Origin of the sequence: Ruegeria lacuscaerulensis (genome assembly GCF_013031245.1) — a bacterium.
In the GTDB taxonomy this organism is placed as follows: Bacteria; Pseudomonadota; Alphaproteobacteria; order Rhodobacterales; family Rhodobacteraceae; genus Ruegeria; species Ruegeria lacuscaerulensis_C.
On record NZ_WPZL01000001.1, the window covers coordinates 249,587 to 262,398 of the forward strand.

At 58.9% G+C, this 12,812-nt stretch carries 11 protein-coding genes; 8 read left to right on the forward strand and 3 right to left on the reverse strand.

Annotated features, from left to right (window positions below; translation table 11 throughout):
• Positions 1-20: 20 nt before the first annotated feature.
• Both GOX66_RS01280 and GOX66_RS01285 read right to left on the reverse strand, forming a co-directional pair.
• Entirely contained in the window at positions 21-2,261 is a 2,241-nt protein-coding gene (locus GOX66_RS01280) for a xanthine dehydrogenase family protein molybdopterin-binding subunit (protein WP_170758817.1), read from the reverse strand.
• A 3-nt stretch (positions 2,262-2,264) separates the two neighbouring features.
• Positions 2,265-2,729: a (2Fe-2S)-binding protein gene (locus tag GOX66_RS01285; RefSeq protein ID WP_170758819.1), complete on the reverse strand. Its 465-nt coding sequence runs from the start codon at positions 2,727-2,729 to the stop codon at positions 2,265-2,267.
• A gap of 99 nt (positions 2,730-2,828) precedes the next feature.
• Here GOX66_RS01285 and GOX66_RS01290 point away from each other — a divergent pair, with 99 nt between their 5' ends.
• The 8 genes from GOX66_RS01290 (at position 2,829) to GOX66_RS01325 (ending at position 11,455) form a co-directional block, all read left to right on the forward strand.
• Entirely contained in the window at positions 2,829-3,407 is a 579-nt protein-coding gene (locus GOX66_RS01290) for a TetR/AcrR family transcriptional regulator (RefSeq protein ID WP_170758821.1), read from the forward strand.
• A gap of 149 nt (positions 3,408-3,556) precedes the next feature.
• The gene (locus GOX66_RS01295; RefSeq protein ID WP_170758823.1) at positions 3,557-4,006 is read left to right on the forward strand and encodes a methyltransferase family protein; all 450 of its coding nucleotides are present in this window, start codon (positions 3,557-3,559) and stop codon (positions 4,004-4,006) included.
• A 129-nt stretch (positions 4,007-4,135) separates the two neighbouring features.
• The gene (locus GOX66_RS01300) at positions 4,136-5,707 is read left to right on the forward strand and encodes a Re/Si-specific NAD(P)(+) transhydrogenase subunit alpha (RefSeq protein WP_170758825.1); all 1,572 of its coding nucleotides are present in this window, start codon (positions 4,136-4,138) and stop codon (positions 5,705-5,707) included.
• 13 nt (positions 5,708-5,720) lie between these two features.
• Positions 5,721-7,175, forward strand: coding sequence for an NAD(P)(+) transhydrogenase (Re/Si-specific) subunit beta (locus GOX66_RS01305; protein ID WP_170758826.1), 1,455 nt, complete (start codon positions 5,721-5,723; stop codon positions 7,173-7,175).
• An 87-nt stretch (positions 7,176-7,262) separates the two neighbouring features.
• Entirely contained in the window at positions 7,263-7,619 is a 357-nt protein-coding gene (locus GOX66_RS01310; RefSeq protein WP_170758828.1) for a VOC family protein, read from the forward strand.
• Between the two features lie 107 nt (positions 7,620-7,726).
• Positions 7,727-9,004, forward strand: coding sequence for a DUF3422 family protein (locus tag GOX66_RS01315; protein ID WP_170758830.1), 1,278 nt, complete (start codon positions 7,727-7,729; stop codon positions 9,002-9,004).
• Positions 9,005-9,073: 69 nt separating this feature from the next.
• Positions 9,074-10,216: an MFS transporter gene (locus GOX66_RS01320; protein WP_336508919.1), complete on the forward strand. Its 1,143-nt coding sequence runs from the start codon at positions 9,074-9,076 to the stop codon at positions 10,214-10,216.
• Positions 10,217-10,291: 75 nt separating this feature from the next.
• Positions 10,292-11,455, forward strand: coding sequence for a M20 aminoacylase family protein (locus GOX66_RS01325; RefSeq protein ID WP_170758832.1), 1,164 nt, complete (start codon positions 10,292-10,294; stop codon positions 11,453-11,455).
• 40 nt (positions 11,456-11,495) lie between these two features.
• On the opposite strand, the gene GOX66_RS01330 is transcribed toward GOX66_RS01325, so the two are convergent.
• A complete protein-coding gene (locus GOX66_RS01330) occupies positions 11,496-12,812 on the reverse strand; it encodes a 3-deoxy-D-manno-octulosonic acid transferase (protein WP_170758834.1) in 1,317 nt (438 codons plus the stop codon).

Sequence of the window (12,812 nt, forward strand, 5' to 3'; positions counted from 1 at the left end):
GAGGGACCGGCGCTTCGCTATCAGATCAGCAGGTTAAACTGATTGATCAGCGGCAGGCGGCGAGCGCGTTTCCCGGTCAAGTCGAACAACGCATTTCCAAGAGCCGGCATCGATGGGGGAGTGCCCGGCTCACCTGCGCCTCCCATATGACGATTGGTTTCAAGAACGCGCACTTCGACCTGCGGGGCCGTGTGCATTCGCATGGCGTCATAGTCCGGGAAGTTGAATTGCTCCACTTCGCCCTCGGTAAAGGTAATCTCGCCGAAGCATGCTGCTGACAGGCCGTACATCATGCCGCCGAACATCTGCGCCTTGACGTTTTCGGAGTCCAGCGCGAGGCCCATGTCGCAGGCGATCCACGCCCTGTTGATGCGGATGCTGCCATCTTCGTCCACCACTTCGATCACTTGCGCGACCGGAGTGCCAAAACTGTAGGTAAAGGCCACGCCACGTCCGACACCATCCGGGGTCTGACCTGTCCAGCCGGACATTTCACGCACCGCTTCCAGACATCCGGCGGACGGTGCGTGTTCGTTTTTCATCAGCTCCAAACGGAAATCCAGCGGGTCGCGACCTGCCGCATGAGCCATCTCATCCATGAAGGTCTCATGGAAGAACCCGTTATGGCTGTTGCCAACCGAACGCCAGAAGCCGACGGGAATATCAAGATCGGCGATATGGCCGCTGATGCGATAGTTCGGCACCGCGTAAGGTTGATTGAAAATGCCTTCGACCAGTACTTTGTCAGGTCCGCCGCCGGTAAATCCGGTCATGCGGGAAACCGCCTGATGGGTGCAGGATTGTGACGCGACCTGAGCGTCGATCAGGACAGCCTGACCGTCCTTGAGCGCACCGCGCATCCGCGCCATCGCGCCGGGGCGGTAGAAGTCGTGGCGCATGTCCTCTTCGCGGCTCCATGTGGTCAGAACCGGTGTGTTGGGCATGGCCATGGCGATTTTGGTGGCGATGACGCCAAAGTCAAATTCGGTTCGGCGACCAAAGCCGCCGCCCAGATAGGTGGTGTGAACCTCAATCGCTTCAGTGTCGAGATTGGCCGCGGCGGCGATTTTCATCTGCATGAAGGTCGGGGCCTGATTGCCGCCCCAGAATTCCAGTTTGTTTCCGGAAAACAGCGCAGTCGCGGTCATCGGCTCCATTGTGGCATGGGCCAGGTAGGGGACGGTGTATTCCGCCGAAATCTCCGTGGCACCTTCGGGCAGGGTGGCGACATCGCCATCATCACGCATGGTCGAGTTCGGTTCGCTGTCGAACGCCTCGGCGATTTTGGCAAAGATCGCATCGGTCTCGGGCGGGTAGGGCGCGTCGCCCCAATCCACGTCGATGGCCTCGACCGCCTGATTTGCCAGCCAGGTGTTGGTGGCGATGACAGCCACGCCATCGCCCAGATCGACGATCTTCTCGACTCCGGGCATGGATTTAGCGGTGCTATCGTCAAAGCCGTTCATCGCACCACCCAGCTTGGGATTCATGCGCACGCTGGCGAATTTCATACCGGGCAGGCGCACGTCGATTGCGAACTCAGCAGTGCCGGTTGCCTTTTCGATCATATCCACGCGCGGTTGCGTCTGGCCGAGGTAACGCCATTCTGACGGGTCGCGAAGAGGGGCCTCGACTGGTTCAAGCTTGGCCACGTCCTCGGCCAGTTCTGTATAAGGAATTTTGTCGCCATTGGGTGCGATCACATGGCCCGAAGCGGTTTTCAGTTGCCCCCGATCAACACCCAGCCGATCACTAGCCGCTTGTTTCAGCGTTTCACGAGCCGAGGCTCCAGCCTCGCGCATGCGCTCAAACCCGTCCTTCATCGAGGTTGAACCGCCGGTGACGTGCAGGCTGATCACCTTGCCGATCACACCCAGAGCCTCGCCCAGATTGTGCTGGAATTCAGAGATGTCATAACCCTTGTTGGGCAGGCCTTCGCCCAGCATGGCGGTGTTGTAATAAGCCTGCGCGGCGGGCCCGTGCAGGACGGTGATCTGGTCCAGATCCACATCCAGTTCCTCGGCAATCAGCGCGGCCCAGGTGGTCTTTACGCCCTGGCCCATTTCGGCGCGTGGCGCGAACAGAGTAACTCCGTTCTGGTCGATCAGAACAAACGGGTTAAGTGCCGCTTCACCTTTGCCAGGTTTCAGGGGGTTCGGGGCCGGGCGATTGACGTAATAGACACCGAAGGCGACGCCGCCAAGTATTGCGGCCGAGCCGATCAGGAAGGTGCGGCGGAGAATTTTTCCAACAGATGCCATTGTTTACGCCTCCTTCAGTTTTGAAGCTGCGTCGTGAATCGCAGCCCGGATGCGTGGGTAGGTGCCGCAGCGGCACAGGTTGCCTTGCATGGCTTCGTCGATATCCGCGTCACTGGGCGTGGGTTTTTCAGCCAGCAATGCCGCCGCTTGCATGATCTGGCCCGACTGGCAGTAGCCGCATTGCGCGACCTGATGATCAACCCAGGCCTGCTGAACGGCCGCCATCGCATCGGGCGTGCCAATGCCTTCGATTGTGGTCACGTCGCCCCAAACATCCGACAGCGCCACCTGACAGGAACGGACGGGCTCGCCATCAATGTGGACGGTGCAGGCCCCGCAGGCGGCCACGCCGCAGCCGAATTTGGTTCCGGTCAGACCAACCTCATCCCTCAGAACCCATAGCAGGGGGACGTCACCGGGCAGGTCAACCTGATGTTGTTTTCCGTTGATCTTAAGGGCCGTCGCCATGGCGCACCTCTCGTAGCTGTGGCTGGTTTCTGACATAATTGGTGAAAAGTGTCAGAGTGTCAATTGACAAAATAAACAAAAAATGTCACGTGTTCGAATATGAGCGATGCAGTAGATAATTCACGGCAAAAGGCGATCCTGGACTCGGCCTTTCAGGCTTTTGCCGCCTACGGTTTTCGAAAAACCTCAATGGATGACATAGCGCGCGGTGCGGGGATGTCCCGACCGGCTGTTTATCTGCACTACAAGAACAAGGAGGCGATCATCAGCAAGCTGACCGAGCTCTACTATGCCGATAAAGGCGCGGCGATTGCGGCCCAGCTTGCGACGTCCGGATCCGTACCTGAGGTGTTGAGGCGGGCGATTCTGGCACATACCGAGGGGATAGCCGCCATTCTGGCCTCGCCGCACGGGCTTGAATTACTGGATACCAGCAAATCCATTTCCTCCGAGGTCATCTCTCAGGGTGAGGCGCAATTGGCCAGTTTATATGCCGCGTGGCTCTCAGAGGGGGAAAAGGCTGGGCGGCTTCGTCTGCTGGCAAGTGCGGATGAGACCGCCAGGACAATCACGGCCACGCTGAAGGGGCTCAAAATGACCGGGCCGGACGCAGAGGAATACGAAAAACGGGTGGCACAGTTTGCCGACCTGATCGGAGCGGGGCTGGAGATCAGGTAACCTGCTGCCGGGTTTTGTATTCCGGCCTATCTGATCCCGGCCCACGCGCATTGATGCGACATCCTGAGCTTTTGCCAATTGTACCTGAAAACGGTAACACGTGACCCAGAAGCGACATGCCCGCGTGTCGTCACATAAAAGGAACGCGCATGCACCGGATCGACGTACCGCCCGTATGGCTTCTAGGATTTGCAGTGCTGGCATGGCTGCAGGCGCGTCACTTTCCGCTGGGATTGTCGCTGGACAGCGCCTTTTCCGATCTGCTCGGCGGTATCCTGATCGGTGGCGGTTTGATCTTGTTGCTGCTGGCGATTGTCGAGTTCCGCCGCCACAAAACGACGGTCATCCCTCACGAAACACCCTCTGCCATGGTGCAGTCCGGCATCTACAAACGCAGCCGAAATCCGATCTATCTGGGTGATGTTCTTATACTGACAGGCCTGATTCTGCGCTTCGATGCGGTGCTTTCACTGGTATTGGTGCCCGTTTTCGTTTGGGTTCTTGAGCGCCGCTTTATTGTACCGGAAGAGGATCGGCTGCGGCGCACGTTCCGTGCCGATTATGCCCGTTATGAACGGCAGACTCGGCGCTGGATATGAGAGAGCCGTTGCCATGATGCAACTCAGGGAATGCTGCGCTTGCGAAATAATGTTGCGCAAGATACATGTTTGCTTAACAAACAATACCGACCACTCGCTCGGTCGGAGTGAAAATTAGGGGGACTGCCAGTGAAAATAGGCACACCAAAAGAGATATTGGACGGTGAAAACCGGGTTGCGATGACGCCCGACTCTGCCGTGCAGTTGCAGAAACTGGGCTATGAGTGCCTGATCGAAAAAGGGGCAGGTGCCGCCGCAGGGTTTTCTGATGCGGCGTACGAGGCTGCCGGAGTCGAGGTGGTCAAGACCGCTGCATCGCTGTGGAAGGCGGCTGACATTGTCGCCAAGGTCCGGGTGCCGACCGAGACCGAGCTGAAGCGTCTGACCAAGGGCAAGACCCTGATTTCCTTCTTCAACCCCGCAGGAAACGAAGAGGGGATGGAGCTGGCCAAATCCAAGGGCGCCAATGTGATTGCCATGGAGATGGTGCCGCGCATCAGCCGCGCCCAGAAGATGGATGCGCTGTCGTCGATGGCCAATATCGCCGGTTACCGCGCGGTGATCGAGGCGGGCAACAACTTCGGCCGGTTCTTCACTGGTCAGGTGACGGCGGCCGGTAAGGTTCCGCCTGCCAAGGTATTGATCGTCGGTGCCGGGGTGGCCGGTCTGGCCGCCATCGGGACCTCGACCTCGCTTGGTGCCATCACTTATGCGTTCGACGTGCGCCCCGAAGTGGCCGAACAGGTCGAATCCATGGGGGCCGAGTTCGTCTATCTGGACTTTGAAGAAGACCAGCAGGACGGCGCGGCCACCGGCGGTTATGCCAGCGTGCAGTCCGAAGAGTTCCGAAATGCGCAGCTGGCAAAGTTCCGTGAACTGGCACCGGAAATGGACATCGTCATCACCACGGCCCTGATCCCCAACCGCCCGGCGCCCAAGCTCTGGCTAGAGGATATGGTCAAGGCGATGAAGCCGGGCTCGGTCATTGTCGATCTTGCGGCGGAACGGGGTGGCAACGTCGAAGGCACCGTTCCGGACGAGAAAGTCGTGACCGACAATGGCGTGACCATCATCGGCTATACCGACTTCCCCAGCCGGATGGCGGCACAGTCGTCGTCTCTGTACGCCACCAACATCCGTCACATGATGACGGATCTGACGCCCGAGAAGGACGGCCACGTCAACCACGACATGGAAGATGACGTGATCCGCGGCTCGACCGTGACCTACAAGGGTGAGATCACCTTCCCACCGCCACCGCCCAAGGTGCAGGCTATCGCGGCGCAGAAGAAGCCCGAGGTCAAGGAACTGACGGTTGAGGAAAAGAAGGCGCAGGAAATCGCCGCATTCAAAGCGCAGACCAAGCAGCAGTTCACCCTGCTGGGGGTTGGCGGCGCGCTGATGCTGCTGGTGGGGCTGATCGCTCCGGCCAGCTTCATGCAGCACTTCATCGTCTTCGTGCTGGCGATCTTTGTGGGCTTCCAGGTGATCTGGAACGTCTCGCATTCGCTGCACACACCGTTGATGGCGATAACCAACGCAATCTCGTCGATCATCATCGTCGGGGCCCTGATGCAGATCGGGTCGGGTTCGATCCTCGTCCTTCTGCTGGCGGCGTTGTCTGTCTTCATGGCCGGGATCAACATCTTCGGCGGCTTCCTCGTAACCCGGCGCATGCTCGCCATGTTCCAGAAATCTTAAGGAGGCCGGGCACATGGAATTTGGCTTCACCACTGCCGCCTATGTTGTTGCGGCTGTTCTGTTCATCCTTTCCCTTGGCGGTCTGTCGAACCAGGAAAGCGCCAAGCGCGCGGTCTGGTACGGCATCGTCGGCATGGCGCTGGCGGTCTTTGCCACGCTGGTCGGCCCTGGTTCCGGTCTGTGGCTGCTGTCGCTGCTGCTGATCGCGGGTGGCGGTCTGATCGGTCAATATGTGGCGCAACGTGTGCAGATGACCGAGATGCCACAACTTGTGGCCGCGATGCACTCGCTGGTGGGTCTGGCGGCTGTGTTTGTCGGCTACAATGCACATTTTGAAGTTCTGAACGTCGCCGAGGTGATGGCGATTTCGGACGCATCGAAAGAGGTGCTGTACACGGGTCTCGGAGGGTTTGCCAAACTGATCGCCAAGAAAACCCCGGCGGAACTGTCGATCCTGCATGTCGAGCTGTTCCTGGGCGTCTTCATCGGCGCGATCACCTTCACCGGTTCGGTCGTGGCCTATGGCAAGCTGGCGGGCAAGGTGACCTCGGCGGCAACCAAGCTGCCCGGTGGTCACGCGCTGAACGCGACGGCGGCGGGTCTCTCGCTGATCTGCCTGATCTGGTACACCGCGTCGGGTGGCTTTTTCCCACTGTTCCTGATGACGCTGGCGGCGCTGTTCATCGGCTATCACCTGATCATGGGCATCGGTGGTGCTGACATGCCGGTGGTTGTGTCGATGCTAAACAGCTATTCCGGTTGGGCCGCCGCGGCGATCGGTTTCTCGCTGGGCAACGACCTGCTGATCGTGGTCGGTGCGCTGGTGGGCTCGTCCGGTGCGATCCTGTCTTACATCATGTGTAAGGCGATGAACCGGCACTTTGTCAGCGTGATCCTGGGCGGCTTCGGCGGTCCGCAGGGCGAGCAGATGGCGGTCGAGGGCGAACAGATCGCCATTGAGGCTGATGGTGTAGCAGCGGCCCTGAATGATGCAGACAGCATCGTGATCATCCCGGGCTATGGCATGGCTGTGGCGCAGGCGCAGCAATCAGTTTCTGAACTGGTCCGCAAACTGCGCGCCAAGGGCAAGGAAGTGCGCTTTGCGATCCACCCCGTTGCTGGCCGTTTGCCGGGCCACATGAACGTGCTGCTGGCCGAAGCGAAGGTACCGTATGACATCGTTCTGGAAATGGACGAGATCAACGACGACTTCCCGGATACGGATGTGGCTATCGTCATAGGCTCGAACGACATCGTGAATCCTGCGGCGCAGGAAGACCCCAACAGCCCCATCGCCGGTATGCCGGTTCTGGAATGCTGGAAGGCCAAGCAGGTGTTCGTGTCGAAACGCGGTCAGGGCACCGGGTACTCGGGCATCGAAAACCCGCTGTTCTTCAAGGAGAACACCCGCATGTTCTACGGCGACGCCAAGCAGTCGCTCGACAAACTGCTGCCGATGATCGATTGATGCCGCAGCATGGTCATTAAGGAAAGGCGCCCCGACCGGGCGCCTTTTCTGTTTTTTGTTGTACCTTAACGGCACAGGAGGTGGACTATGGAAAAAGTGAACGGCATTGGCGGTGTGTTTTTCCGAGCCAAAGACCCCGAGGCGCTGAGCGCTTGGTACGAAGAACACCTGGGCATTAATCACTACGACCCGGTTCCTTGGAAGCAGCGTGAGGGGTACACGGTCTTTGCCCCTTTCGCGCAGGAAACCGAGTATTTTGGGCGAGCCGAGCAGCAATGGATGATCAATTTCCGGGTCGACGATCTGGCAGCAATGATCGCCCAGCTGGAGTTCGCAGGAATCGCCGTTGAGACCCGCGCAGAATGGGACAGCGAGATCGGCAAATTCGCCCGTCTTCACGACCCCGAGGGCAATCCCATCGAGCTGTGGCAGCCAAATCAATGAGATAGCGGGTTTGTATACCGTCGTATCCTTGTAAGTATATGAAATAAAAAGAGAATTGATGTATTTCAGGTGTGGCGTATAGTGCCCCGGACGAAACGGAGCCCTAAATGACGCCGATAGACGACCATCCCCTGCGCTATGCGCTGGCCAACGAACTGCATGCGCGCCCGTTTCCTGTGGCGACTACGCCTTGCACGGTTGTCTTTCTTGCGATCAAAAAGCCGGTTGCTGCCGCTGCACGGGATCGCGGCGAAGATTTGGTTCATCTGATCGACTTGTTGGACCGGCACGGCGCACCACACCCGCAACCGGAGGCCACGCATTATGCCGGACAAATCGGTCGCCATTGGTTGAAATGGGAGCAGCACACCGAGTTCGTGACCTACACAGCGATAACTCCGAATGTCAGTGATCGACCGTTCAACCCGGCCGATTTTGAAGTCTTTCCCCCAGACTGGCTGATGTCCAGCCCCGGCCAGCGGGTGACGTCGGCCATGCTCCGCGTGGTTGAGCGTCAGGACGATGACAAGGTTAAATCTTCTCTGGCCAATTGGTTCGAACCTGAAAGCCTGGCTGTTGCTCGTGTGTTGGACGATGCTGCGATTTGCGCTAGCGACTTCCGCATCGATCCGGCAGGACACATGCGGTTCGCGCTGTTCGTGACGCAAGGTACCGGGCGGCGCAGGATTGGTCGGATCATTCAACGCTTGTGCGAGGTTGAGACCTATAAGGCAATGTCCATGCTGGGTTTCGCTCGGGTCAAGCAACTGAAATCCCGTATCGGAGAGCTGGACGGAAAACTGACACGTTTGATGGGGCAGATGACTGATAATTCTGCCCAGCCTGAAGAATTGTTGGAGGATCTGCTTTCGACTTCGATCGAACTTGAAACTCTTTCCGCCCAGTGTTCGTTCAGGTTCGGGGCCACTGGGGCATATGAAGCCATCGTCAATCAGCGGATTGAGGTTTTGCGTGAAGAGCGGTTTCAGGGCGGCCAGAGCTTTGCCGATTTCATGATGCGACGCTACGACCCTGCGATCCGTACCGTGAAATCCACCGAACGCCGGCTTCAGGCGCTGTCCGACCGGGCGATCCGGGCGGGGGATTTGTTGAGGACACGTGTCGACGTGGAACGCAGTGCTCAGAATCAGGCGCTGCTGGAAAGCATGGACCGTCGCGCCGATCTGGCTTTACGCCTGCAGCACACGGTCGAAGGGTTATCCGTGGTAGCCATCAGCTATTACGCGGTCTCACTGGTAAGTTATCTGCTTTATCCACTGACCAAGGCCGGGGTAAGTAAGGGGATGCTGACGGCGGCGGTGACGATCCCCGTTGTGATGATGGTGTGGTTTGCCATCCGACAAATCCGCAAACGACTGGAGTAGTCCGCATTTGCCAAAATGCGACAAGCCTGTAGAACAACAGGGATTGACGCATTTTGCGAAGGATTTCCCGTGATCGGACTCATGGCCGCGTGGCGGGCCGTTGCTGCCATGTTTATCCTGAACGGTGCGCTGTTCGGCATTTGGGCGTCTCGTATCCCTGCCGTGCGCGATCACCTGAACTTGTCGCATGATGCCCTTGGCTATGGCCTGCTTTTCATGGCGGCGGGGGCCGTATGTTCGTTTCCGATAACCGGGCGGCTGACCGACAGGTTCGGGGCGGTGGCGATCACGCGGGTCATCGCCGCCCTTTACACTTTTTCCCTGTTCCTGCTGGCCCTGGCAGGTGGGTTCTGGACCTTGTCGGCGTACCTGTTTGTGTTTGGCGCGTTTCACGGCTCGATGGATGTCGCCATGAACGCCTGGGCGGCCGAGGTCGAGCAAGCCTACAGCAAGCCCGTCATGTCCTCGTTCCATGCGATGTGGAGCCTCGGGGCGGGGCTGGGGGCGCTCAGCGGCTATGGGGCGGTCCAGTTGGGCCTGACCGTTGCCCATCACTTTCTGCTGGCCGGCGGCATCGTTGTCGGACTTGCGATGGCCTTATCCTGGGTGCGCTGGACGTCCCGGCGATCCGAATTGTCCAAGGGGTCGGTCTTTGCGTTACCTTCCAGTGCGCTGGTGCTGGTCGGACTCACCGCGCTCTGCGGGGCTTTGGGTGAAGGGGCGGTGGCGGATTGGAGCGCGATTTTCCTGCGCGATGTGACCGGGGCTGCCGAAAGCGTCGCGGCCTTGGGGTATGCGGTGTTCTCCGTGACGATGGTCGCGTTCCGTCTGGCAGGCGGCTTTGTCATCGCGCGGTTCGGGCCCGTTGCCACGGCACGTTTTGGCGGCGTTTGCGCCGCGGTTGGAGTGTACTGCGTTGTGTCCGCTGACAATGCGGGGCCGACGTTGGTGGGGTTTGCCCTGATGGGTGTCGGTTATGCGGTGATCATGCCACTTGCGTTCAGCCGGGCGGCCAGCGATCCGCATGTACCTCCTGGTCAGGCCATCGCCAGCGTGGCCACACTGGGCTATGGAGGGCTGCTGATTGGTCCGCCGCTTATTGGGTTTCTGGCAGAGATGCTTACATTACGCTTGGCGTTCATGGTTTTGCTGCCATTGGCCGTTCTGATTGTTCTGTTGTCCGGCGCGCTTCGGCCTGCCAGTTTGGACTGAATGCACGACCGCTCTGTTGTCTGGCTGGCTGCCAGCGGTGGAACGCCGGTCAAATGATAAAGATGGGAGAAGACTATGCCGGTCAAAAACCGTTTCGCCGAATTACAGGGCGAAATTACCGAATGGCGACGCGATATTCACGAGAACCCCGAGATTCTGTTCGAGACGCACCGCACCAGCGCTCTGGTCGCAGACAAGCTGAAGGAATTTGGGTGCGATGAGGTTGTGACCGGTATCGGTCGTACCGGCGTAGTGGGCGTGATTAAAGGTAAGGTCGACACAGGCGGCAATGTGATCGGTTTGCGGGCGGATATGGATGCGTTGCCGATTCACGAAGCCACCGGGCTGGAATATGCATCCAAAACCGATGGAGCGATGCATGCATGCGGTCATGATGGTCACACGGCGATGTTGCTGGGGGCGGCGAAATACCTGGCTGAGACCCGGAATTTCGATGGCACTGTGATCGTGATTTTCCAACCCGCCGAAGAGGGCGGAGGTGGCGGCCGTGAGATGTGCGAAGACGGCATGATGGACCGTTGGGGCATTCAGGAAGTTTACGGAATGCACAATTGGCCGGGACGTCCCGTTGGCAGTTTCGCCATTCGCCCCGGAGCGTTCTTCGCGGCTACGGATCAGTTTGACATAATTTTTGAAGGCAAGGGCGGCCACGCCGCCAAACCTCATGAGACAGTCGATACAACAGTGATCGCCGCGCAGGCGGTCGTGGCGTTGCAGACCATCGCTGCGCGCAACGCGAACCCGGTCGATCAGGTTGTCGTCTCGGTCACGTCTTTTGAAACCTCATCCACCGCGTTCAACGTGATCCCTCAGAAGGTAAAGCTCAAAGGGACCGTTCGCACGATGAGCAAAGAGATGCGTGATATGGCTGAACAGCGCGTCAAGGAAATCTGCAACGGCGTTGCGGCCACGTTTGGCGGGGCTGCAGAAGTAACCTATTACCGGGGGTATCCGGTGATGGTGAACAGCGACGAGCAAACCGATTTTGCCGCGGATGTCGCGCGATCTGTCTCGGGTGACTGCGACGAAGCCCCACTGATCATGGGCGGAGAGGACTTTGCTTTTATGCTCGAGGAACGCCCGGGCGCGTATATTCTGGTTGGCAATGGCGACACAGCGGCGGTGCATCACCCTGAATACAATTTCAATGACGAAGCCATTCCTGCCGGATGTAGCTGGTGGGCCGAAATTGTCGAACAAAGAATGCCGGCGGCTTGAGTAACAGCGGGGGCTCTGTCCCCGCACCCCCGAGGTATTTTCAGTCAGATGAATCTGCACCCAGCAGGTTGAGTTGGGTGCAAAGAGTGTCGGCGATGGCATCCAGCGCTGATTTTTGAGTGTTCACGCAGGATTTTGCTGCGGTCCGCACCTTATCCAGCGCGTCTTGATCAGACAGCCATGTTGCGACGGTCGCAGCCAGCTCAGGAGCGGACGTGACCTCAATCGCGCCACCAGTATCGACCAGCGGGGCGAAGGTTTCGGCAAAATTGAAATAGCCGGGTCCGGTAATCACGGCGGCTCCGGCCTGCGCAGGTTCAAACGGGTTGTGGCCGCCGATTTCCTTGAGGGAGCCACCCAAAAACACGATGGGACACAGCGCGTACCAGGTGCCGGTTTCCCCCAGTGTGTCTGCTACATAGACCTGCGTTTGGTCGGTGATCGTGTCCCTGGCGCTGCGGAAAGCTGCGGTTTGACCCGCTTGTCCCAGCAGGGCTGCCACTTCGGTGCGGCGCTCGGGATGGCGGGGGATCAACAGCAGAAGCAGGTCGGGCCAGCTTTTCAGCAGTTCGGCATGGGCAGCCAGAACCGTTTCCTCTTCGCCCGCATGAGTGGAACTGGCGATCCAGACCGGGCGGTTTCCGATTTGTGTACGTATGTCGAATAGCGTGGACTCATCCACCGGCAGAGGGTCAGACATCGCCTTGAGATTGGTGCCGGGATACACGCGATCGGGATTTGCACCCATGTCGATCAGGTTTGAAGCCGTTTTGTCATTCTGAGTCAGAAACAGCCGGAAATGATCCAGAATGAACCGTGCGGTTTGCGGGCGTTTCTTCCAGCCTTCGACAGACTTTTCGGAAAGGCGCGCGTTGAGCAGCGCCAGTGGAATGCCTCGTGCGGCACCCTCAACGATCAGGCGCGGCCAGATTTCGCTTTCAACAAATATTCCGGCATCCGGGCGCCAATGGTCCAGAAAACGCCGGACTGGTCCTGCGGTGTCCAGTGGTGGGTATTGGTGGCGCGCTCGGGGCGGCATGCGCTTTTCGATCAGCGCGGCTGATGTGGGGGTACCGGAGGTGATCAGAAACTCAGCATCCGGAAGGCGCTGGCCCAGACGTTTGATCAGGCTGATGACTGACAGGGTTTCACCCACACTTGCCGCATGAAACCAGATCACCTGCCCATCGGGACGGGGTTGGCTGGCATGGCCAAGTCGTTCTTGTTGGCGGGCCTCAGGGACGTCCGCAGCTTGCAGTTTTTTCCGAACCGTTCTCCAGACAAGCGAAGCGGCAATGGCAGTAAAACCGCCATACAGATGGTAAAGCAGAGTCGGTCGGCCGAATTGGTCCGACAT

Excerpts from the sequence above, each read along its gene's own strand:
- GOX66_RS01330 (WP_170758834.1), bottom strand. The coding sequence starts at position 12,812 with ATGTCGGACCAATTCGGCCGACCGACTCTGCTTTACCATCTGTATGGC.
- GOX66_RS01310 (WP_170758828.1), top strand. The coding sequence starts at position 7,263 with ATGGAAAAAGTGAACGGCATTGGCGGTGTGTTTTTCCGAGCCAAAGAC.
- GOX66_RS01290 (WP_170758821.1), top strand. The coding sequence starts at position 2,829 with ATGAGCGATGCAGTAGATAATTCACGGCAAAAGGCGATCCTGGACTCG.
- GOX66_RS01280 (WP_170758817.1), bottom strand. The coding sequence starts at position 2,261 with ATGGCATCTGTTGGAAAAATTCTCCGCCGCACCTTCCTGATCGGCTCG.
- GOX66_RS01325 (WP_170758832.1), top strand. The coding sequence starts at position 10,292 with ATGCCGGTCAAAAACCGTTTCGCCGAATTACAGGGCGAAATTACCGAA.
- GOX66_RS01315 (WP_170758830.1), top strand. The coding sequence starts at position 7,727 with ATGACGCCGATAGACGACCATCCCCTGCGCTATGCGCTGGCCAACGAA.
- GOX66_RS01305 (WP_170758826.1), top strand. The coding sequence starts at position 5,721 with ATGGAATTTGGCTTCACCACTGCCGCCTATGTTGTTGCGGCTGTTCTG.
- GOX66_RS01285 (WP_170758819.1), bottom strand. The coding sequence starts at position 2,729 with ATGGCGACGGCCCTTAAGATCAACGGAAAACAACATCAGGTTGACCTG.
- GOX66_RS01295 (WP_170758823.1), top strand. The coding sequence starts at position 3,557 with ATGCACCGGATCGACGTACCGCCCGTATGGCTTCTAGGATTTGCAGTG.